The 20,868-nt window shown below is 72.3% G+C and carries 16 protein-coding genes; 2 read left to right on the top strand and 14 right to left on the bottom strand.

What is annotated here, in order from left to right; translation table 11 throughout:
• Positions 1-13: 13 nt before the first annotated feature.
• The 5 genes from AAFN69_RS27665 to AAFN69_RS27645 form a co-directional block, all read right to left on the bottom strand.
• Entirely contained in the window at positions 14-574 is a 561-nt protein-coding gene (locus AAFN69_RS27665) for a prephenate dehydrogenase/arogenate dehydrogenase family protein (RefSeq protein WP_347731558.1), read from the bottom strand.
• Between the two features lie 5 nt (positions 575-579).
• On the bottom strand, positions 580-1,383 hold the full coding sequence (locus AAFN69_RS27660) for a TIGR03084 family metal-binding protein (protein WP_347731557.1): 804 nt from the start codon (positions 1,381-1,383) through the stop codon (positions 580-582).
• Positions 1,384-1,652: 269 nt separating this feature from the next.
• Positions 1,653-2,105, bottom strand: a complete 453-nt coding sequence (locus AAFN69_RS27655) for an acyl-CoA thioesterase (protein WP_347731556.1) — start codon at positions 2,103-2,105, stop codon at positions 1,653-1,655.
• Between the two features lie 115 nt (positions 2,106-2,220).
• Positions 2,221-3,903: a GMC family oxidoreductase gene (locus AAFN69_RS27650; RefSeq protein ID WP_347731555.1), complete on the bottom strand. Its 1,683-nt coding sequence runs from the start codon at positions 3,901-3,903 to the stop codon at positions 2,221-2,223.
• The gene (locus AAFN69_RS27645; protein WP_347731554.1) at positions 3,900-4,532 is read right to left on the bottom strand and encodes a DUF5987 family protein; all 633 of its coding nucleotides are present in this window, start codon (positions 4,530-4,532) and stop codon (positions 3,900-3,902) included. Before AAFN69_RS27645 ends, AAFN69_RS27650 begins: the two co-directional genes overlap by 4 nt.
• 296 nt (positions 4,533-4,828) lie before the next feature.
• Between AAFN69_RS27645 and AAFN69_RS27640 the strand changes: the two genes are divergently transcribed.
• Positions 4,829-5,941, top strand: a complete 1,113-nt coding sequence (locus AAFN69_RS27640) for a transcriptional regulator (RefSeq protein WP_347731553.1) — start codon at positions 4,829-4,831, stop codon at positions 5,939-5,941.
• 26 nt (positions 5,942-5,967) lie between these two features.
• Positions 5,968-6,747 carry an AraC family transcriptional regulator gene (locus AAFN69_RS27635; RefSeq protein WP_347731552.1) on the top strand — a complete coding sequence of 260 codons (780 nt, stop codon included), beginning with the start codon at positions 5,968-5,970 and terminating at the stop codon, positions 6,745-6,747.
• Positions 6,748-6,843: 96 nt separating this feature from the next.
• On the opposite strand, the gene AAFN69_RS27630 is transcribed toward AAFN69_RS27635, so the two are convergent.
• The 9 genes from AAFN69_RS27630 to AAFN69_RS27590 all read right to left on the bottom strand — a co-directional run bounded on the left by AAFN69_RS27630 (position 6,844) and on the right by AAFN69_RS27590 (position 20,843).
• On the bottom strand, positions 6,844-8,193 hold the full coding sequence (locus AAFN69_RS27630) for a cytochrome P450 (RefSeq protein ID WP_347731667.1): 1,350 nt from the start codon (positions 8,191-8,193) through the stop codon (positions 6,844-6,846).
• A gap of 17 nt (positions 8,194-8,210) precedes the next feature.
• Positions 8,211-8,783 (bottom strand): flavin reductase family protein, encoded by a 573-nt coding sequence (locus tag AAFN69_RS27625; RefSeq protein ID WP_347731551.1) that lies wholly within the window; start codon positions 8,781-8,783, stop codon positions 8,211-8,213.
• The gene (locus AAFN69_RS27620; RefSeq protein WP_347731550.1) at positions 8,780-9,265 is read right to left on the bottom strand and encodes an acyl-CoA thioesterase; all 486 of its coding nucleotides are present in this window, start codon (positions 9,263-9,265) and stop codon (positions 8,780-8,782) included. The genes AAFN69_RS27625 and AAFN69_RS27620 overlap by 4 nt, the downstream gene beginning before the upstream one ends.
• Positions 9,262-15,132, bottom strand: coding sequence for a type I polyketide synthase (locus tag AAFN69_RS27615; protein ID WP_347731549.1), 5,871 nt, complete (start codon positions 15,130-15,132; stop codon positions 9,262-9,264). The genes AAFN69_RS27620 and AAFN69_RS27615 overlap by 4 nt, the downstream gene beginning before the upstream one ends.
• Positions 15,129-16,262 carry an enediyne biosynthesis protein gene (locus AAFN69_RS27610; RefSeq protein WP_347731548.1) on the bottom strand — a complete coding sequence of 378 codons (1,134 nt, stop codon included), beginning with the start codon at positions 16,260-16,262 and terminating at the stop codon, positions 15,129-15,131. The genes AAFN69_RS27615 and AAFN69_RS27610 overlap by 4 nt, the downstream gene beginning before the upstream one ends.
• Positions 16,263-16,264: 2 nt before the next feature.
• The gene (locus AAFN69_RS27605) at positions 16,265-18,187 is read right to left on the bottom strand and encodes a CRTAC1 family protein (protein WP_347731547.1); all 1,923 of its coding nucleotides are present in this window, start codon (positions 18,185-18,187) and stop codon (positions 16,265-16,267) included.
• Positions 18,184-19,170 carry a DUF1702 family protein gene (locus AAFN69_RS27600; protein WP_347731546.1) on the bottom strand — a complete coding sequence of 329 codons (987 nt, stop codon included), beginning with the start codon at positions 19,168-19,170 and terminating at the stop codon, positions 18,184-18,186. The genes AAFN69_RS27605 and AAFN69_RS27600 overlap by 4 nt, the downstream gene beginning before the upstream one ends.
• A gap of 85 nt (positions 19,171-19,255) precedes the next feature.
• Positions 19,256-20,248, bottom strand: coding sequence for a DUF1702 family protein (locus AAFN69_RS27595; protein ID WP_347731545.1), 993 nt, complete (start codon positions 20,246-20,248; stop codon positions 19,256-19,258).
• 151 nt (positions 20,249-20,399) lie between these two features.
• Positions 20,400-20,843 carry a helix-turn-helix domain-containing protein gene (locus tag AAFN69_RS27590; protein ID WP_347731544.1) on the bottom strand — a complete coding sequence of 148 codons (444 nt, stop codon included), beginning with the start codon at positions 20,841-20,843 and terminating at the stop codon, positions 20,400-20,402.
• Between the last annotated feature and the right edge of the window lie 25 nt (positions 20,844-20,868).

Below are 20,868 nucleotides of genomic sequence, written 5' to 3'. Positions count from 1 at the left end.
CCGGGGGCGGGGTTCAGGACGGGATGCTCAGGCGGTCCGGGCCCGAGGTGTGTCCGGGGGCGGTGGGGGCCAGCCGGCGGGGGCGGGCCCCGCAGGCGGTGACCAGGGCGGTGACGGTGGTCTCGGTTTCGGCGGTGGTGGTGTCGTAGGGGCAGAGGATCCAGGTGCGGCCGGTGAGCAGGTGGGCGTCGGGGCCGGCGGGGCGGTCGCGGCCGGTGAGCGGGTGGCCTGGGAGGTAGCCGCCCTGGTCGCAGCCGCGGAGTTCGGCTTCGGCTCGGACGGCGGGGCTGGTGCCGTGGATGTCGGTGTAGGTGTGGCCGAGGCCGCGGGCCTGGGCCTCGACGAGGGTGTCGACGGTGTCGCCGGGGGCGGTGGCGATGATCACCACGTGGGCGGGCGGGTGGCCGGGGGTGAGGGGGAGGCCGGCGCCGGCGTGCAGGGCGCGGTCGAGGGCGGCCGGGTCGCGGTCCTCCAGGGTGACCTCGGTGCCGGTGCGGACCAGGGCGAGGGCGATGGAGATGCCGGTCACGGTGCAGCCGATCACGGTGACGCGGTTCGGGCTCGCGCTGGTCATGGCCGTCACTCCTGGGGTTCGGTGAACTGGCCGGGGGTGCGGCCCTGGCCGGCGGGGCCGCGGTAGGCCTGGGCGATGTCGAGCCAGCGGTCGGCCTCGTCGCCGGTGGCGGTCAGGGCGAGGTCGGCGCGGTGGCGGCGGCGGGTGACGAGGAGGGCGAAGTCGTGGGCGGGGCCGCTGATCTTCTGGCCGGCGGTGTCGGGGCCGATGTTCCAGGTCTCGCCGGAGGGGCTGGTCAGTTCGAAGCGGAAGGGCTCGGCCGGGGGTGTGAGTCCGTGGCTCTGGTAGCCGAAGTCGCGGGTGAGGAAGGCGAAGAAGGCGAGGTGGCGCAGCCGGTCGGTGGGTTCGCGGCGCAGTCGCAGGGCGTCGGCGATGTCCTGGCCGTGGGCGAAGAGCTCCATGATTCCGGCGGCGGCGAGGACGGCCGGCGGCAGCGGGTTGACGAGCCAGGGGACGGTGGAGTCGGCGGGGACGGCGCCGAGGGCGGCGACGGATGCCTCGCCCTCGGAGCGGAAGCGGGCCAGGAGCTCGGCGGGCGGGAGGGTGTTGTAGAGGGCGAGTGCGGAGTTGACGGCGCCGTTGAAGTCGCCGGCGGCGGAGGCGGTGATGGCCTTGAAGGTGTCGGGGTCGGCGGCGGCGGTCCGGGCGAGGGTGAAGATGAAGGTGAGGTGGGAGATCTGGTCGGCGACGCTCCAGCCGGGGGCGGGTGTCGGGGTGTGCCAGGCGTCGTCGTCGAGTCCGGCGACGAGCCGGGCGACCTCGTCGATGTCGGTGGAGAGGTCCTTGAGGATGTCGTTGAGTGCGTTCATGTGGTTTCTCCTCGCCGGTCGGGCGTTGGTTGTGTGAAAGGACTCACTGGCCGGGGAAAGGGGCGGGGTGCGGGGCCGGTTGTGTGAAAGGACTCACCGGGCGGGGCGGTGCGGTGGGTTGCGTGAAAGGACTCACGGGGCCGGGAAGAGGCGGGCGGGGGTGCCCTGGGCCCGGTGGCCGGCGTTCCCGCCCCGGGTGGGTCCCGTGAAGCAACTCACCAGTCGTGCGGAAGGAACGGGTGCGGGGGTGCGCCGGGGCGCCGTGCCGCTCATGCGGCGCGTCCCGCGAGGACCCGGGTCCCGTTGCCGTAGGGCTCCAGGGCGTGGGCGAGGGCGGGCGGGATGAGGGAGGGGATGGTGGCGGTGTTGGGGCCGCGCATACAGGCGATCCGCTGCCTGCCGCGGGCGACCAGGCTCTCGCCGTCGGCGAGCTTGACGTAGTCGAAGGTGAACTCCAGCTGGGTCTGGCCGAGTTCGGCCAGCCGCATCCGGATGGAGAGCTCGTCGAAGGCGGTGATCTCGGCGTAGAACTCGCAGTCGACCTTGAGGGTGAAGAGCTTGAGGTCCTCCTGGACGTCGGCGAGGACGGCGGGGGCCTTCTCCTTGAGGAAGAGTTCGCGGCACCTTCCCTGCCAGCGGAGGTAGTTCACGTAGTACACGTTCCCCACCAGGTTGGTCTCCTCGAAGCCGACGGTGTGCCGGTACTCGAAATAGTCGGACATGGTCTTTTCCTTCCCTTGGATGCGAACGGCTTTACGGTTCCTTCAAGCAACTCACCTCGGATGCGGACCGTCCGGGGACCGGGTGGTCCCTCGGACGGGGGCCTGAGCGGTGTCGTCAGCGTGCGGAGGACACGCTCTGCGGCTGCGCGGACGGAGGGAGCAGGGGCAGGATGTTCTTGGCGCGGCTGCCGGCGGGGCCGGCGGGCGGCGGGGCGCCGTAGGTGACGGGGACGCCGCGGGAGCGGGCGGCCGAGACGATGCCGGGTACGGCGCGTTCGGCGAGGGCGGCGATGGTCATGGCGGGGTTGACGGTCAGGGCGCCGGGGACGGCGGAGCCGTCGGTGACGAAGATTCCGGGGTGGCCGCGGAGTTCGTTGCGGTCGTCGAGTGCGGAGGTGTGCGGGTCGTCGCCCATGCGGCAGGAGGAGAGCGGGTGGACGGTGTAGGCGCCCACCAGGTCGTTGGTCCAGGGCATCACGGTGGCCAGTCCGTCTTTCTCCAGGATCTCCTTCACGTCGGCGTCGGACATGTCCCAGGCGGCCTGGGTGGTTTTGGCCGGGGTGTACGAGAGGTTGCCGCGGCCCAGCATCTGCTGGGATATCCGGTGGGCGTTGCCGGTGGCGGGGGGCGGTCCGAAGACGCCCTCGTTGTCGTCCTCGATCATCGTGAAGATGGTCAGCCAGGACGTCCAGCGTTTGAGGATCTCCTTCTTGCCGGGGCCGAACCAGGAGCGTCCGGCGGCGTCGGGGACCTGGGCGAGGATGGTGCCGAGGCCGGGCGGGAAGTAGAGCTGTTCGAGGGAGTAGCGGGTGTATTCGGGCAGTGCGGCGTCGAGCCGGTCCCAGTTGGCGACGGTGGGGCCGCGGCCGATGTGGTTGGCCGCGTAGGCGAGTCCGTCGCCGCGGTCCAGGCCGAGGAGTTCGGCCGCCCTCCTCTCGTTGACGACGGCGGTGTTGAGGCGTTCCCCGTTGCCGGAGAAGTAGCGTCCGACGGCCCGGGGCATGGTGCCCAGGTGGGCCTCGCTGCGCTGGAGGATGACGGGGGTGGCGCCGGCGCCGGCGGCGATGACGACGATCTTCGCGTCGATGGTGCCGCTGCCGGTGTGGATGCGGTAGTCCTCCTCGTGGACGGTGTCGTAGTGGACGCGGTAGCCGCCGTCGGGGGTGCGGGTGAGGTGCTGGACCTCGTGCAGGGGCCGGATCTCGGCGCCGTGGGAGAGGGCGGCGGGCAGGTAGTTGACGAGCAGGGACTGTTTGGCCTCGAAGCGGCAGCCGGCCATCATCCAGTTGCAGTTGACGCATTTGGAGCCGTCGATGGCGACGGAGAGCGGGTTGGCGGTGCGGCCGGAGTGGTTGCAGGCGGCGGCCCACAGGCCGCCGGCGTAGCTGACGTCCTCCCATCCCTGGGGGGTGACGGAGAGGGATTGCTCGACCCGGTCGTACCAGGGGTCGAGGGTGTCGCGGCTGACGGCGGCCGGCCACATGCGGCGGCCGATGGAGCCGTGCCGGTCGAAGACGAAGCGGGGGGCGCGGGGCATGGCGGCGAAGTAGACGACGCTGCCGCCGCCGACGCAGTTGCCGCCGAGGATGCTCATGCCGTCGCCGACGGTGAAGTCGAAGGCGCGGGTGTAGGAGGAGCCCAGTTTGTAGTCGTGTTCGAAGTCGGTGCTCTTCAGCCAGGGTCCGCGTTCCAGGACGGTGACCTTGGCCCCGCCGGCCGCGAGGTGGTACGCGGTGATGGCGCCGCCGAAGCCGCTGCCGATGACGAGGACGTCCGTGCTCTCGGCGCTGCTGCTCATGCGGGGCTCCCCGTGGGTGTGGTGTCCGGGTGGAGTCGGGCGAAGGCGCGGCCGTAGCCGGATGCGGTGAAGCGCCACAGGCCGTCGGGGCCGGGGGCCGGGATGCCCATGGCGGTGAGGCCGGGGTGTCCGTCGGCGAGTGCCCGGGCGGTGTTGAGGTGGGCGGCCGAGTCGAAGGCCATGTTGCAGAAGAGGGAGAGCAGGACCCAGAAGTCCTTCTCCGGGTGGCCCGGCTTCGTCAGCCGCAGGACCAGTTCGGCGCGGGCGTCGTAGTCGAGGGCGACGAAGGCGGGGACGTCCGGGTCGAGGGCCAGGCCGTGTTCGGCGGCGTACTCGGCGGCGTGGGCGTTGGCCAGCCGGGCCAGGTCGTCGAGGCCCTCGCTGATGCCGGTGGCGTCCCAGCGCAGGAGTTCGAGCGCGCCGGCCTCCACGGCTCCGGGGCCCTCGGCCGCTCCGGCGACCGCCCGGTCGCCGGCCCATCGCTTCTGTCCGGGGACAATGGTGTCGGCATAGGCCTCCAGGGTGACGGTGGTGATGTCGTCGCTGCCGCCGGGCGCCACTGCCGTGTCCGCGGCGGTTGCCGCGGCCGCGTCGACTGCGGCGGTCTCGTTCTCCCGGTTGTCTCGCATTCAGCCCTCCCATCGGTTTGTGGAGCGGGGCGCCTTGCGGCATGACAGAAAACTAGATCTCGCATCGGTGTTCAAGCAATGACCGGCCGTTCGACCGAACGACTTCCTCAAGTCGTCGTGAGCCGGAGCCCGACTATCCAGAGTCGGCGCGTCGGGTGAGATCAAGACGCCACCGGGGCGCCGGCGGCCGTAATCTGCTGGCCGGGATGCATTCCTCACCGCACGTGACAGCCCTTCCAGGGGGAAGCGAAAAGGCCGCCTGAGGAAGGGCGCCGGGTCTCATGCTGGGGGTAACCATGAAAAGCGCTGACCGCTCGTCACCGCCGGACAATTCCATCCGGCTGGTGCGCATCGATTCGCTGGCGGCCGCGGATTCACCACGTATCAACGGCATGGACACCACCCATGTGCGGCGGCTCGCCGCGGTTTCGGCCCCGCTGCCCCCGGTGCTGGTGCACCGGCCGACCATGCGGGTCGTCGACGGGATGCACCGGATCGCGGCGGCGGTGCTGAAGAATCAGGACTCGGTCGAGGTGCGGTTCTTCGACGGTCCGGAGGATCAGATCTTCCTGCGGTCGGTCGCGGCGAACATCTCGCACGGGCTGCCGCTGTCGGTGGCCGACCGGAAGGCGGCGGCGCAGCGCATCCTGGCCTCCCATCCGAGCCTGTCGGACCGGGCGGTGGCCGGGCACACCGGTCTGGACGCCAAGACCGTGGCCGGGGTGCGCCGGTGTTCAGCCGTGGGATCTCCGCCGCTGAACAGCCGTACCGGTGCGGACGGGCGGGTGCATCCGCTGGACCGCACGGCGGAGCGGATGCATGCCGCGGAGCTGATGACCAGGGATCCCGCGCTGCCGCTGCGGGCGGTGGTCAAGGAGACCGGGCTCTCGCTGGGCACCGCGCACGATGTGCGCAGGCGGTTGCTGCGGGGCGAGGCCCCCGTCCCCGAGAGCCGTCAGGGCCCCGGGCGCGGGGCGCGCGGTGAGAGCCCGCCGGCCCGCTCCGGGGCCGGTGCCGGGGCTCCGGGGCCGGCCGCCGGGGGCGGGGCGCCCTCCCCCGTGCGGGCGGTGCCGGATCCGGAGGCGCGGGGGCGCGGGGCGGGGTCGCTGGCGCCGCGCACGCGTCATCCGCTGGAGACGCTGCGCCGGCTGGCCAATGATCCGTCGCTGCGGCAGTCCGAGTCGGGCCGGGATGTCATCCGCTGGCTGCACGGCCATTTCCTGCTGGACGAGGCATGGCGCAAGCGGGCGGATGCGGTTCCGCCGCACTGCACGGAGGCGGTGGCGGACATAGCCCGGCACTGCTCGGAGTCCTGGCTGCGGTTCGCCGAGGAGCTGGCGGCCCGCAGGCGTTCGCATCACATGGCTCATGTTCTCGATTTGCGTGCGACTCAGCCAACTCGGAATTGACATCTCTTCCACGATGGGGAGACACGGTGACCACGACCACGATCGAACATGCCGTCCGCCGGGTGATCCACTATATGCACATCAACCTCAGCCAGGATCTGACGATTGATGACATGGCGCGGACCGCCATGTTCAGCAAATTTCATTTCACGCGTTTCTTCCGTGAAGTGACGGGTACGTCGCCGGGTCGTTTCCTTTCCGCGCTGCGGATTCAGGAGGCGAAGCGGCTGCTGCTGCACACGGAATTCAGTGTGGCGGATATCGGCAGTCAGGTCGGATACAGCAGTATCGGCACCTTCAGTTCGCGGTTCAAGGCGTGTGTGGGCCTCTCCCCCAGTGCCTATCGGGAGCTGGGCGGTGTGCTGCCGAAGATGCCGCAGACCGCGGCGTCGCATCCGTCGGGCATCGCGCAGCGCACCGGGCTGCGCGGGCGGGTGGCGGCGGCGCCCGGCGCGGCGCGGGGGCCGGTGTTCCTCGGTCTCTTCCCGGGCAGGGTCCGCCAGGGCCGGCCGGTGCGGTGGGCGGCGCTGAGCGGGCCGGGCTCCTTCGAGCTGCGGGACGTGCCCAGTGGCACCTGGCATCTGCTGGCGCACTCGATGGCGTACGGCCATGAGGACCACGACGGGGGCCATGAGGACCCGGGGCCGCTGTCGGTGGGCCATCACGGGCCGGTGACGGTGTATCCGGGTGCGCTGCTGGCGCCGGCCGAGGTGGTGCTGCGGCCGGTGGACGTGCTGGATCCGCCGGTGCTGCTGGCCCGGCTGGGCGCGGATCTGCCCCCGCGCGGGGAGCGGGGTGCGTATTGAGGGGTACCGGGACCGTACGCAAGGGCCGGCCGCGGAGAGTCTCCGCGGCCGGCCCTCGTCTGTGTGCCGGTGTGGGTGGTTGTCGGTGCCGCCGGGTCAGGCGGCGGGGTGGACGGTCATGGGGAGTCCGCCGCGGATCCGCAGCGAGAGCATGGCCTCGGGGACCGAGGGGCGGCCGGGGACGGAGCGGAGGGTGAGGTCGCGGGTGAGCAGGGCGGTGACGAACACGGCTTCGAGCATGCCGAGGTTGCTGCCGACGCAGAAGCGGGGTCCGGCGCCGAAGGGGAGGTAGGCGTAGCGGGGGCGGTCGGCGACCCGGGCGGGTTCGAAGCGGTCGGGGTCGAAGCGTTCGGGTTCGTCCCACAGGGCCGGGTTGCGGTGGAGGATGTAGGGGGAGATCAGGACGTCGGCGCCGGCGCTGACGTGGTAGCCGCCGACGGTGTCGTGGTTCTGGGCGACGCGGGGCAGGACCCAGACCGGCGGGTGCAGGCGCATGGCCTCCTGGACGACGCGGGTGGTGTAGGTGAGGGTGTGCAGGTCGTCGGCGGTGGGGGTGCGGTCGCCGAGGACGCGGCGGGCCTCCTCGCGGACCCGGTCGCGGATGGCGGGGTTGCGTTCGAGGTGGTGGAGGGTCCAGCCGAGGGTGCTGGCGGTGGTCTCGTGCCCGGCGAGGAGCAGGGTGACGAGTTCGGCGCGGAGCCGGTCGCGGGCGGCCTCGGGGTTGTTGTGGGTGCGGGCGGCGGTGATCATGCGGGCGAGGGCGTCGTCGGCGTCGTCGTGGCCGTCGCGCAGGCGGGCGGTGCGGTCGGCGATCAGGAGGTCGGCGACGCGGTGGAGTTCGCGCCGGCCGCGGCGGAAGCGGAGCTGGCCGGGGAGGGGGATCCAGGAGGGGACCAGGTTCTGGGTGACCATTTCGAACATGGCCTGGTCCTGGACGTCCTCGAAGGCGGGGGCGACGGAGTCGTATCCGCCGAGTTCGGTGTCGAGGAGGGTGCGGCCCAGGACGCCGAGGGTGAGTGCGGTGACCTCGTGGAGGATGTCGACGGGGGCGCCGCCCTCGTGGCCGCGCAGGGCGGCGACGAGTTTGGCGGCTTCCTCGGCGACGGCGTCGGCCTGGCGGGCGATGCGTCCGGGTTTGAAGGAGGGCCGGACGTTGACGCGCTGGGTGTGCCAGGTCGCGCCGTCGCTGGTGAGCAGGCCGTCGCCGAGGACGCGGCGGGCCTGCACCAGGCCGATGCCCTTGTGGTAGTTGTCGCTGTTGTCGGCGAGTACGTGTTTGGCGTAGTCGGGCCGGTTGAAGATGTAGAGCTTCTTGGGGCCCATGGAGACCCGGACCGCGTCGCCGAGGGCGGCGGCGTCGCGCATCATGGCGAGCCGGTCCGCGGCGAGTTTCCGCAGCAGTCCGGGGAGGGCCGACGGCGGTGGTCCGGGCGGGTGGATCCTGATGTCGGGCCGGCGGGTTCTCATGCGGCTCTGCCCTGCGCGCGGCCGGGTTCGCGGGGGCTGAGGGCGGGTCTGCCGAACCGTCCGCCGTGGAAGAGCAGGGCTCCGCGGGCGGGTTCCTGGGCGGCGGCGATGATCCGGCCGAGGAAGATGGTGTGGTCGCCGGCGTCGTGGACGCGCCATTTCTCGCATTCGAAGTGGGCGGCGGCGCCGGTGATCAGGGGTGCTCCGTCGAGGCGGCCGGGGTGGTGGGCGACGGTGTCGAACTGGCCGGTGCCCACGGGCCGGGAGTGGTCGGCGAAGTGGCGGGCGATGTCCTCCTGGCCGGTGCCGAGGACGGAGACGCAGAAGCCGGCCGACAGCTGGAGGCTGCGGTGCATGTCGGCGTCGTTGTCGACGCAGACGAGCAGGAGCGGGGGTGCGAGGGAGACGGAGGTGAAGGAGTTGGCGGTCATGCCGCGGGGGACGGGGCCGCCGACGGTGACGACGGTGACGCCGGTGGCGAAGGTGCCGAGGGCGGCGCGCAGGGCGCGGCGGTCGTCGGGGTCGACGCGTTCGGCGGCGGGGACGGCGTGGGCGGTGCGCGGGCTCATGCGGCCCTCCCGGCGAGGGTCAGGCCGCGGCCGGTGCGCCCGCCGAGGGCGCGGACCAGGTCCGCGGGGATGGGTGCGGGGCGGGCGGTGCCGTCCTCGGTGCTGAGACAGGCCAGGCGCTGGCTGCCGCGGGCGACGAGGGTCTCGGCGCCGCCGGGGCCGATTCTGATGTGGTCGAAGCCGAGGTCGAGCCGGCTGTGGCCGGGTTCGGCGGAGCTCAGGCGTACGCAGATCTCGTCCAGTGCGGCGACGGGTGCGAGGAGTTCGCAGGTCAGCTGCTGGGTGAACAGGCGCAGTGGGCCGGTGGGCGCTTCCTCGCACTGGTGGCCGAGGAGGCCGGGGGCGTACTGGCTGAGGAAGAGTTCGCGGCAGCGGTCCTGCCAGCGCAGGAAGCCGACGTGGTCGGCGCAGCCGGAGAGGTCGGTCTCGGCGAAGGCGACCCGGTGGCGGAGTTCGAAGTGGAGGGGGCGTGTGTCGGTCATGGCCTGGGCCGTCCTTCGGTGGAGGTGGTGCCGGTGAGCACGGCGAAGACTCCGGTGCGGAGCGCTTCGACGCGGACGCCTCCCGCGGCGGGGGTGCCGGCGGGGTGGGCGGGGTGGCGCAGCCGGGTGACGAAGGTGGCGATGCGGAGGTCTCCGGCGGTGAGGACCACCCAGTTCGGCTTGGTGCCGGGGGTGAGGGTGAGCGGGGTGTCGGCGCCGGCGCCGGCCTTGCGGAGGCATTCGAGTGCGCTCCACACGCGGGTGGCGGCGGTGTCGGGGCTCTCGCCGGTCTCCCGGGCGATGAGGGCGGCCAGTGGTTCGCAGCCGCCGAGCAGGCCCTGCCATTCCTCGGGGGTGCGGCTGGTGACGGGTTCGACGTCGCAGGCGACGGCCGCGTCGGAGTGTTCGGGGCCGGCGACGGCGAGGGTCACGCCCATGCCGTGGGCGGCCGACACGCGGCGTCCGGCGGCGGGTTCGGGGCGGCCGTCGGGGCGCCGGGTGACGGTGACGGGCAGGCCCAGGGCGCGCTGGATGGCGGCCGAGGTGCCGGCCCTGCGGTCGTCGGCGGTGTTCGGCGGGCCGGCCGGGGCGGGTTCCACGGCGACGGCGATCTTTGTCGGGAGCACGTCTTCCAGGGCCCTTTCCAGGTGGTTGCCGAGCAGGGCGGGTACCCACGGTCCGGTGCCGTCGGTGGTGCGGACGGCGTGGAGGGTGAGTCCTTCCCAGCGTTCGACGACGGTGCCGTCGGGGGTGCGGACGGCGATGTCGTACACGTACATGTCGCCGTCGCTGAAGCGTTCGGTGGCGCAGTAGCGCAGTTCACCGGGTTCGGCGTCGGAGGCGGCGAGCGGGTGGAGGCGGTCGATGCCGGACGGCAGGAGGGTGGCGTCGGGGACGCAGACCTGGTTGCCGTGCATCAGGGCGTCGCGCATGCCGGGGTCGGCGAGGAGGAGCCGGCCGGGGAGGTATCCGGCGAACCAGTCGGTGCCCTCGACGACGGCGACGTCGGCGTCGACGTCGCGGGCGGCGGCCCGGTGGAAGCGGCGCAGGCGCTGGAAGCGGGCGCCCTGGAAGAGGACGGAGCCGTAGAGGTCGGCGGCGGGGTCCAGGGGGGCGGGCGGGACGCCGTCGGGGACCGTGTCCGGGGGTCCCTGGGGGATGTCGGCGGGGGCGTAGAGGAGGCGGGCGCGGAAGTGTTCCGCGGCGAATCCGGTCTCCTCGGCGTGGATGGCGACGTCGACGGTGTCGGGTGCGGTGACGGTGGCGGCGATCCGGATGCGGGTGGCGCCGTTGGCGGGGGCGAGGATGGGGCGCAGGAAGCGGGCGTTCTCGATGACGGGCGGGGTGCCCCAGCCGGTGGCGGCGGAGGCGACCTGGACCATGGCCTCCATGCCGAGGACGGCGGGCAGGAGCAGGTTGCCGTCGAGGAGGTGGTCGGCGAGGTAGGAGTCGGTGCCGGCGTTGAGTTCGACCTCGGTGACGAGTTCGACGCCGTGGTAGCGGATCAGGGGGGTGCCGGTGAAGCGGAGCAGGGGCAGCGGGGGCAGTTCGCGGCGTACGGTCTCGATGCCTTCGGTGCGTCCGCTGATGACGGTGGTGACGGGGGCGTCGGGGTCGCTGATGAGGCGCAGCAGGATGTCGATGCCCTGGTCGGGGGTGACGGGGGTGATGCCCTCGCGGGCGAGGGATTCGACGACGGCGAGTTTCTCGCCCATGCCGACGCCGGACCAGACGGACCATTCCAGGCACAGGGCGCGGCAGCCGGGGTTGTCGCGTCCGACTTGTTCGGTGAGGTCGGCGAGCCATTCGTTGGCGGTGGCGTAGTGGGCCTCGCCGCGCAGTCCGGCCCGGCCGATGATGCTGCCGAAGGTGACGAGGAGTTTGAGGTTGCCGGTGCCGACGGTGTCGAGGACGGTGCGCAGTCCGTCGACCTTGGGGGCGAAGGTGCGCCGGAAGTCGTCGCCGGTCAGGGTGGTGAGGGGGGCGGGTTCGTTGCGTCCGGCGCCGTGCAGGACGGCGGTGACGGGGCCGAGGGCGTCGGTGAGTTCGGCGATGGCGGCGGCGGTGCGGGCGGGGTCGGTGACGTCGGCGCGGGCGTAGCGGACGGTGGCGCCGCTGTCGGTCATGCGGCGCAGGTTGTCGCCGAGGGTCTGGTCCTCGGCGGGGTCGGCGCGGCCGAGGAGGGCGAGGCGCGCGCCGGTGGCGCGGGCGATGGCCAGGGCGGATTCGGCGGTGATGCCCTTGCCGCCGCCGGTGACGAGGAGGACGTCGGAGGCGTCCAGGACGTGTTCGGTGCGTTCGGCGCGGATGGGCAGGGCGCCGAGGGTGGGGATGCGGCGGGTGCCGTCGCTGTCGTGGTGGGCCTCGGTGAAGCGGGTGGTGGCGGCGACCTCGGCGGTGACGGCGGGGATGGCTTCGGGGACGGGGGCGGTGTGGACGATGGTGGTGCGCAGGTGGGGTGCTTCGAGGTGGAGGGTTTTGGCGAGTCCGGCGGCGCCGGGGCCGTGCTGGACGAGGACGAAGCGGCCCTCGCGGTGTCCGGTGAGGGCGGCTTTGGCGCCGTTGAGGGCGTGTTCGGTGTCGGCGGGGGTCGCGCCGGGGGGCAGGCAGACCAGGACGCCGGGGCCGGTGGGGGTGTTCTGAAGGGCGCGGTGGAGGTCGTGGGCGAAGGTGTGGCCGGGGGTGGTGAACAGCTGCCAGGAGGCGCCGGGGCCGGTGGGTGCGGGGCCGGTGGCGGGGAGGGGTTCGGGTTCGAGGCGTACGGCGAAGGGGCGGACCCAGGCGGCGGCGCCGGTGACGGTGGCGGCGGGTGCGGCGGGGCCGGATCCGGCGGTGCCGGCGAGGGTGTCGAGTGCCTCGGCGAGCTGGGCGAGGGTCGCGGTGGCGAAGTTGGTGGGTACGTGGGCGGCGGCGATCCCGAGGCGGGTGGCGGCCTGGTTGACGAGCTGGCCGACGGTGATGGAGCTCATGTGGAGGTCGTCGAGGAGGCTGGAGTCGTCGGCGACGAGCTCGGGCGGGAGTTCGGCGCGTTCGGCGACGAGGGTGCGCAGGACGTCGAGTGCGCTCTCGGTGCCGGGGGTCTCGGCGGGGCCGGTGTCCGGGGTGCCGGGGGTCTCCTCGCGGGGGGCGGGGGTGTGGGGCAGGCCGGTGACGGGGGCCGCTTCGCAGGGGCTGGAGAAGAAGGAGAAGGTGGCGTCGGTCTCCAGGGGGCGGGTGAGCCGGTCGCGGAAGAGGCGCTCGTGGATGAGCGGGGCTCCGGCGGCGTGGGCGGCGGCGACGGCCTGGAGGAGGGGGGTGATGGATTCGTCGTCGGTGTTGAGGGCGATGGCGGGGACGGTGGTGGCCGCCGCCGCGAGGGTGGACAGGACGCGGCCGGGGCCGACTTCGATGAACAGGTCGGTGTCGGCGGCGGCGGTGCGCACGGCCTGGGTGAACAGGACCGGGTCGGTGATCTGGCGGCGCAGGAGTTTGGGCAGGTCGCTGTCGGGGGGAAGGTCCTCGCCGGTGACGGTGGAGACGATCCGGCGGCCGACGCCGGTGAAGGGGACGGTGGTGAGCCATTCGCCGAAGGCGTCGGCGGCGGGGGCGACCAGGGGTGAGTGGAAGGCGTGCGAGACCGCGAGGCGGGTGCAGGTGATGCCGGCGTCGGCGGCGCGGGAGGCGGCTTCGGCGATGGCGTCGCCGGTGCCGGCGATGACGGTCTGCCGGGGGCCGTTGAATCCGGCGATGACGACGGGCAGGCCCTCGGTGAGGGTGGTGGCCTGTTCGGGGGAGGCGGCCAGGGAGGCCATGGTGCCCGAGGAGCTGTGGTCGGCCATCGTCTTGCCGCGGACCCGGGCGGTTTCGAGGAGTCCGGCGCTGTCGAGGGCGCCGGCCCAGTGCAGGGCGGAGAGTTCGCCGAGGCTGTGGCCGACGGCGACATCGGCTTCGATGCCGAGGGCGTCCAGGACGCGCAGGGCGGCGGTGGAGCCGGTGACGATGCGGGGCTGGGCGAGGGAGGTGGCCACCATGTCGCCGGAGGCGGGCAGGGCGGCGCGGTCCCAGACCTCGGCGGCTTCGGTGAAGCGGCGGCGCAGGGCGCCGCCTCCGGTGCCCTTGCCGGAGCCCTGGCCGGGGAAGAGGAATCCGATCCGGGCGGGTCCGGCGGGGTGTCCGAGGAAGGCGCGGCCGTCGGGGGCGGTGTGGGTGGTCTCCCCCGCCCCGGCGAGGTCGGCGAGGCGGGTGAGGCGGGTCTCGGCGTCCTGGGGGGAGGTGACGACGGCGGCGGCGCGGTGGGGCAGTTCGCGCAGTTCGCGCTGGAGGGTGGCGGCGAGGTCGGCGAGCTGGGCGTAGGAGAGCCGGCCGGCGAAGGCGGCGATCTCGGTGAGGCGTTCGCTCAGGGCCTCGGGCGAGGGGGCGTCGAGGAGCAGGACTTCGGCGTCCTGGAGGGAGCCGGCGAGGGTGGTGGTGCGCCGGGAGGGCGGGGTGCGGCGGGCGGGCGGGGTGCGGTCGATGGTGACGTGGGTGTTGATGCCGCCGAATCCCATGGCGGTGACGGAGGCGCGCAGGGGGACGCCGTCGGGCCATGGTTCGGCCTTGCGCAGGACCCGCAGGCTGTTCTGTCCGTTGGTGAGGAGTTCGTGGGGGTCGACGCAGCCGATCGCGGGCGGCAGGACGGCGGCGTCGACGGCGAGGGTGGCCTTGATGAGTCCGGCGACCCCGGCGGCGGCCTTGGTGTGGCCGATCATGCCCTTGACGGAGCTGATGGCGGCGGCGGGGGCGGTGGGGTCGGCCAGGGCTCGGGCACCGATGATGGCTTCGAGTTCGGTGGCGTCGCCGACGGCGGTGCCGGTGCCGTGGCCCTCGAAGAGGCCGACGGTCTCGATGCCGTATCCGGCGCGTTCGTAGGCCCGGCTCATGGCGAGGCGGTAGCCGCTGACCTCGGGGCGGGTGATGCCGCCCTGGCCGTCGGAGGAGATGCCCCAGCCGGCGATGGTGGCGTAGATCCGCCGTCCGGCGGCGAGGGCGTCCTCCTCGCGCATGAGGACGACCATGCCGCAGCCCTCGCCGGGCCAGAAGCCGTTGGAGCCGCGGTCGTAGAGCCGCATCTCCTTGCGTGCGAGGGCGCCGGTCTTGGCGAAGCCGATGATCTCGAAGGGGTCGATGGAGAGGTCGACGCCGCCGGCGACGGCGAGGTCGAGGTCGCCGGAGAGGAGGGACGTGGCGGCGGTGGTGACGGAGAGGAGGGAGGAGGAGCAGGCTCCGTCGACGGTGTAGCCGCCGCCGTTGAGGTCGAAGTGGTTGCAGATGCGGCCGGCGATGGTGTTGGAGAGGCCGCCGGCGAGGGAGTCCTCGTCGATGGGCGGGAAGGGCTGTTTGTAGGAGTGTTCGACGCCTTCGAGGAATTCGGTGAGGCGGCTGTCGTCCCATTCCTGTTCGCGCAGGGCGGCGGCGAGGACGCGGCGTACGTAGGGCCAGCGCAGCCGCATCACGTTGGCGCGGGAGAATTCGCCGGTGAGGGTGTTGCCGACGACGACTCCGGTGCGTTCTCTGGGGAGTTTGTCGCCGGCGGGGAAGCCGGCGTCGGCGAGGGCGCGGCCGGCGGTGTCGAGGGCGAGCCAGTGGGTGAGGTCGGTGGAGCGGTAGGTGCTGCCGGCGATGCGGTGGGCGACGCGGTCGAATTCCCAGCCGTCGATGACGGCGGCGTTGCGGGCGTAGAAGCGGTCGGGGACGGTGGGGTCGGGGTCGTAGTAGTCGTCGAGCCGCATGCGGGTGTCGGGGAGGCGGCGGAAGGCGCGGCGTCCGGCGACGGCGTTCTCCCACAGTTCCCGGTGGGTGGTGGCGTCGGGGTAGCGGGCGGCGATGCCGACGATGGCGATTCTGTTCATACCGGGAGTACCGCCTTCTTGTCCTTGGCAGCGCGTTGTGCGGCGCACTTGCCGTGCTGGCAGGTTCCCGCGGTGCACGCGTCGGCGGCCGGGAGGCGCAGGGTGGCCGGGACGGGCGGCCGGGTGCCGGCCGCGGCGGGGGCGGGTGCCGCGGGCGCGGGGGCCGGGGAGGGGACCGCGGTGAGGTGTTCGGCGGGGCGGGCGGCCGGGGCTGTGGCCGGCGGGGCGGCGGCGCGCTGCTTGGCGAGGCGGTCCAGGCCCCAGAGGTAGCCGCCGCGGATCAGGCAGACCAGGGCGGTGGCGAAGAAGATGCCGTAGGCGATGTTGAGGGCGGTGAGGAGGCCGTACATGGCGGCGACGCCGCCGCCGAAGGCGATCTGGGAGCCGCGGCGGGAGGGGGAGGTGCCGGGGTCGGTGATCATGTAGTTGGTGAAGAGGATGAACGCGGTGCCGGTCATCATGCCGAGTCCGGCGAGGATGGAGACGTCCATCGTCCAGCCGCGGATGACGGCTTGGAGGGCGAAGCCGCCGAGCCAGCCGGCGATCAGCCACATGCGGCCGGTGAGTTTGGCGTTCAGCAGGGTGCCGAGGGTGATGATGATCAGCGGCAGGACCCAGTCGGCGGGGCCGTAGAGGTACTCGGTGAAGTGGTAGGGCGGGGCGATGCTGGCCCAGGGGAAGAGCAGCAGGATGATGGTGATGCCGAAGTTCGAGGGGTTCATGTAGTGCCGCATGCGTCCCTTGAGCGGGGAGCGGAGCACCCATTTGGCGCCCACCGCGACGACGACGCCGAAGACCATGACCCAGATGCGGTCGTTGACATAGGTGAGCATGTTGACGGCGAGGCCGGTGATGTGGGCGGGGAGGAGGAACTCCACCAGTCCCTTGCGTCCGCCTCCGGCGTAGCGGGGGGTGCGGTTCTCGCCCCGGGCGCTGATGGCCTCCAGGACGATCTCGGTGAGGTAGGCGGTCAGCACGGCGACGAAGGGCCAGAGCCAGGCCTGTTCGAAGCCGAGGACGGTGTATCCGAGGATGTTCAGGACGGAGATGGAGATCGCGAACCGGCGCAGCGCGGCGATGACCTTGGCGTCGTGCCGGGGCGGGGCGGGTTTGCGGGTGGTGGGGGGCATGGTCACTTCTCCTTGGCCGCGGCGGTGAGCTCGAGTGCGTGCCGGCCGGGTGCCAGCCGCAGGTCCTGGCTGCGGGCCACGCCGGTGCGGTCGCGCCAGGTCAGCTGGACCTGGACGGGGCCTTCGGCGTCGCCGAGGCCGAGGTGGATCTCGTGGCTGCGCTTGCCGGAGTGGCCGCTGCCGCCGTCGACGCGGCCCAGCAGGGTGGTGCCGTCGGGGAGGGTGGCGGTGGCCTGGGCGCCGATGACCGGGGATCCGGTGGCGTCGGTGAGGCTCAGGTCCAGGGAGCGGTTGCCGGAGGGGCTCTGGTTGTGGTGGAAGACGGGGGCGTCCCACTGGCGGGCGACGACGAGGTCGAGGCGTCCGTCGCCGTCGGCGTCGCCGGTGGCGAGGCCGCGGGTGGGGACGGGGACGCCGATGCCGAGGGGTTTGGCCAGGTTGCTGTAGGAGCCGTCGTCGTTCTTGGCGAAGAAGCGCAGGAACTGGTCGCCGGCGAGGTCGTCGCCCTCCACGACGTTGGGCCAGAAGGAGGGGTGGCGGACGAGCTGGTCATTGGCGGTGGCCAGTTCCTGGAGCTGGACCCAGCGGCTGCGCTTGCCCTTGACGAAGCCGGTGGCCTGGGTGATCTCCTGGGTGCCGTCGTTGTCGAAGTCGCCCATCTTCACGTCCCAGCCCCAGCCGGACCAGGCGAGGCTCAGGGGTGCGCTGCGGTCCTCGAAGGGGGCGACTCCCTCGCCGAGGCTGGTGCGCAGGCTCGCCTTGTCGCGGGCGGTGTTGATGAAGGCGAAGTTGGACTCCTGGATGCCGAAGGAGGTGGTGATGTTGGAGACGAAGGCGTCGTGGAGTCCGTCGTTGTCGAGGTCGCCGAAGTCGACGCCCATGCCCTTGAAGGAGCTGCGTCCCATCTCCTTGGACTTGGGGGTCAGGGCGGTGTGGTCGGCCTTGACCTCGGTGAAGGAGAACTTCCCCGGGCGGGAGCGGTTGTGGAGCAGGGCGGAGGTGCCGAAGTCGTGGGCGAGGTAGAGCTCGGGCCGGACATCGCCGTCGAGGTCGGTGGCGGAGACACCGAGGGTCCAGCCGCGCGAGATGTTCTTCGGGAGGGCGCCGGGGACCTCGGTGAAGCCGCGGGGGGTCCAGCGGAAGAAGTGGCCGCCGCCGCCGTTCTGGGCGTGGGAGAGGGAGTCGTTCATGGTGACGCCGCCGTCCTGGGTGTCGTCCAGGAGCGGGCTGTCGGGGAAGTAGTTCCCGATGAAGATGTCGTTGTGGCCGTCGCCGTCGAAGTCGGCGACGGTGGCGGTGTTGGAGTTCCACAGCGGGCCGGTGTAGAGGGAGCCGCCGTTGCCGGGGATGAGCTCGACGGGTTCGTAGCACTCGGGCCCGAGGGGCATCTTCTTGTCCCAGGCTTCTTTCTTGACCTGGAAGATGACGGGGGTGCGGCCCCAGTAGTAGACGAGGAGGTCGGTGGCGCCGTCCTCGTTGAAGTCGCCGGGTACGCAGCCCATGGGTGCGGTGATGTCGTTCTCCGGCAGGGGCGCGGGGTCGAGCGCGAAGGGCTGGTAAGTGGCGCCGGGGCGGCCCTTGACGGGGGCGGGGGTGACGACGACCTGGTCGATCCGCGGGTCGGTGATGCACAGGTCGTTGGCGAGGCGGTCGCCGTCGAGGTCGTTCATGGCGACCGCGGCGCCGACGGAGGATATCCAGCCCTCGATGTGTTTGTATGCCTTGTTGACTTTGCGGACGGTCTGCTGCCGGAATCCGGCGGGCATGGCTATCGATGTGGATTCGAAGGCGAATTGCCCGGCGAGGCGCCGGTCGTCGGCTGCGGACTGCTCGGCCGGTTTCACCGCGTAGAAAAGGCTCACCATGAGGGTGAGTGCGACAATTCCCGGCGCTTGTTTCCGCAGCCAGGTGATGGGGTGCGTCATGCGCCGGCTCCGTTCTGTGCGTACAGGGGGACGGTGATGGTGGCGGCGATCTGGCGGCGCCAGGTCTCGAAGGCGGGGGTGTCGCCGCCGTCGCAGTGGGCGGGGCGCAGGTCGCGGCAGACGGCGGCGGCGTTCTCGGGGGTGCGTCCGCCGCACAGGACGCGGGCGGCCATGCGGGTGTGGTCGATGGTGGTGCCGGCCTTGACGCGGGCCTCGGAGGCGAAGGCGGAGCCCTGGGCCAGGTTCGGCAGATGGGGTCCGGCCAGAGCGGCGAATCGTTTCAGCTCGTTCTCGTCGGCGCTGCCGGCATAGGTGCAGGCGAGCCCGGATCCGGCCCACAGATCGCCGTGGCGGTCCTCGGGGAAGGCCCCGATCAGTCCGGCGACCACGTCGGGGTCGGTGCCGCCGACGAACCACAGGGCGCGGCCGATGCCCTGGTCGATGACGCGGGCGCTGTAGGCGTCGGTGCCGCCGGCCCAGTGGAAGGGGTGTGCGGGGTGGGGGTTGCGGACATGGCTGTCGGTGTGGAAGTAGGCCTGGTGGAAGCCGTATCCGTCCAGGATCAGCCAGCGCAGCACCGGGTCGGTGGCGGCGATGTCGGGCCACAGGAAGCGGGGCAGGCGGGCCATGGCCCAGCCGATGCCGACGTAGATCATGTAGTCGTGGCGGGCGCCCTCGCCCTCCAGCAGGCCGGTGAGCCGCTTGCTGCCGCCGGTCAGCGAGTCGAGCATGACGGCGCCCATGCCGGCGCCCTCGTAGGCGAAGCCGCGGTGGGCGACCGGGACGGTCTCCAGCCATTCCTCGGCCTCGGCCGCGGAGCGGGCCTCGACCGCGTAGGCGTATCCCTGGAGAAAGGTCGCGCCCACGGTTTCGAGCTGGTGTTTGGCCGCCGGGTCCTTGACATGGAATCCGCGCGTTTCCAGCTGCGTTTCCCGGACATTGGGTGTGAGGACTCGGCGCCTCAGCGCACGCAAGATGGACACGTATTAAACCGCCCCTCATACACGTTCCCTGGAATTTCCCTATATGATTTTCGAATCTCCCAACAGGGCGCCGGAGGCGTCCACTTCAGGAGTGCTCGGACAGATCCGCGAATTGGTGTTCACGCACCGAGCGGCGCCACAGTTCGTAGGTGGGCTCGGTGGTGCCGGGACGGATGGCGGGGGCCCGGTCGTCGGCGAGGCGGGCCGCGTCCTCGACGGTGAGGCCGGCCAGCGCGTGCACGGCGGTGCGGGTGTGGCCGGGAACGGTGCCGGAGAAGTGGCGGGCCTTGGCGGCGAAGACGGAGCCCTGGGCCGCCTCGGCCCGGTGGGCGCCGGCGGCGGTGCGCAGGGCGGCGAGGTCGGCGGGGGTGGAGGCGCCGGCGAAGGTGGCGGCGAGACCGATGCCGGACCACAGATCGGGGCGGCGGGCGGCGGCGAACCTGCCGACGGCGGCGGCGACCTGGTCGGTGCGGGCGCCGTTGATGAACCACAGGGCGCGTCCGATGCCCTGGTCCACGGCGCGCCGGAAGTAGTCCGCGTGGCCGTCCCAGGGGTAGGGGTTGTCCAGCCGCTGCTCCTCGACCCAGCGCCGGGGGTCGAAGTAGGCGCGGTCGAAGCCGTATCCGTCGACGGCGAGCCAGCTCATCGGCGGATAGAAGTCGTCGCCGTCGAGCTCGGGCATGATGTTCTTCCACAGCGGGCGGGGCAGCTTGGCCATGGCGAAGCCGATGCCGATGTAGTTGAGGAAGATGTGCGGCCGGCCGGCCCCTTCGAGGAGTTCCCGGGTGCGGCGGCCCCGGCCGGGGCCCATCGCGTCGCGGATGGCGCAGGCCATGGTGGCGCCCTCGTAGGCGAATCCGCGCAGTTCGGCGTCGATCAGGGAGAGCCGGCGCTCGGTCTCGGCGAGGTCGCGTGCCGCGATGCCCCATTCGAAGCCGGTGACGACGGTCTGCGGGATGGTCTCCAGCTGCCGGGTGGCGGCGGTCTCGGTGACGGGGAAACCGCGCCCGGCGAAGCCCACCTCACTCAGTGACGGAGCCATGAGCAGTCTGCGCAGGGCGCCCATTGCCGTTCCCACGGTGTGCCTCCTTCACGCGGCCACCGGGGGTGGTGGCGGAGGCATCATCGTGTGCTGGTACGATCCGGGCGGGCATCTCCCGGCGTGCGCAACGGCACTGCTGTACGGGGGTGTTGTGCCCCCGTGCGCGGCGCGCCGCCCCGCCGTCCGGTCAGCGGATCCGGCGCACCGCCACCTCCTCCTGACGCACCTCGCGGGAGCATTCGTCGCAGTCCAGCCGCACATGCACCCGGCCGTCGCAGCCCAGATGCTCGGCCCGGCGCGGCGGCCCGGCCTCCATCGGCAGATTCCGGTCCCCCCACTGCATCAGCGCGACCACGGCCGTGGTCAGGTCCCGCCCCATCGGGGTGAGCGGGTACTCGTGGCGCACCGGCTTGTCCTGATAGGGCACCCGCTCCATGATCCCGAGATCGACCAGCCGGGCGAGCCGGTTGGTCAGGACATTGCGGGCGATCGGCAGATGTCCGAGGAATCCGTCGAAGCGTTTCACCCCCAGCAGGGCGGAGCGGACGATCAGCAGACTCCAGCGCTCCCCGATCACCTCCAGGGCGCGGGCGAGGGAACAGTCCTGTCCTTCATAGGTCCTTGGCAGCATGGATCCACGGTAGCGCCCTGAGTTG

It is taken from the genome of Streptomyces sp. CAU 1734 (assembly GCF_039888735.1).
Taxonomy (GTDB): Bacteria; Actinomycetota; Actinomycetes; order Streptomycetales; family Streptomycetaceae; genus Streptomyces.
This window is presented reverse-complemented; position numbering and strand designations above follow the sequence as displayed.

Bases quoted from the DNA above. Each gene is read 5' to 3' on its own strand.
- AAFN69_RS27665 (WP_347731558.1), bottom strand. From the start codon at position 574: ATGACCAGCGCGAGCCCGAACCGCGTCACCGTGATCGGCTGCACCGTG.
- AAFN69_RS27660 (WP_347731557.1), bottom strand. From the start codon at position 1,383: ATGAACGCACTCAACGACATCCTCAAGGACCTCTCCACCGACATCGAC.
- AAFN69_RS27655 (WP_347731556.1), bottom strand. From the start codon at position 2,105: ATGTCCGACTATTTCGAGTACCGGCACACCGTCGGCTTCGAGGAGACC.
- AAFN69_RS27650 (WP_347731555.1), bottom strand. From the start codon at position 3,903: ATGAGCAGCAGCGCCGAGAGCACGGACGTCCTCGTCATCGGCAGCGGC.
- AAFN69_RS27645 (WP_347731554.1), bottom strand. From the start codon at position 4,532: ATGCGAGACAACCGGGAGAACGAGACCGCCGCAGTCGACGCGGCCGCG.
- AAFN69_RS27640 (WP_347731553.1), top strand. From the start codon at position 4,829: ATGAAAAGCGCTGACCGCTCGTCACCGCCGGACAATTCCATCCGGCTG.
- AAFN69_RS27625 (WP_347731551.1), bottom strand. From the start codon at position 8,783: ATGAGCCCGCGCACCGCCCACGCCGTCCCCGCCGCCGAACGCGTCGAC.
- AAFN69_RS27620 (WP_347731550.1), bottom strand. From the start codon at position 9,265: ATGACCGACACACGCCCCCTCCACTTCGAACTCCGCCACCGGGTCGCC.
- AAFN69_RS27615 (WP_347731549.1), bottom strand. From the start codon at position 15,132: ATGAACAGAATCGCCATCGTCGGCATCGCCGCCCGCTACCCCGACGCC.
- AAFN69_RS27610 (WP_347731548.1), bottom strand. From the start codon at position 16,262: ATGCCCCCCACCACCCGCAAACCCGCCCCGCCCCGGCACGACGCCAAG.
- AAFN69_RS27605 (WP_347731547.1), bottom strand. From the start codon at position 18,187: ATGACGCACCCCATCACCTGGCTGCGGAAACAAGCGCCGGGAATTGTC.
- AAFN69_RS27590 (WP_347731544.1), bottom strand. From the start codon at position 20,843: ATGCTGCCAAGGACCTATGAAGGACAGGACTGTTCCCTCGCCCGCGCC.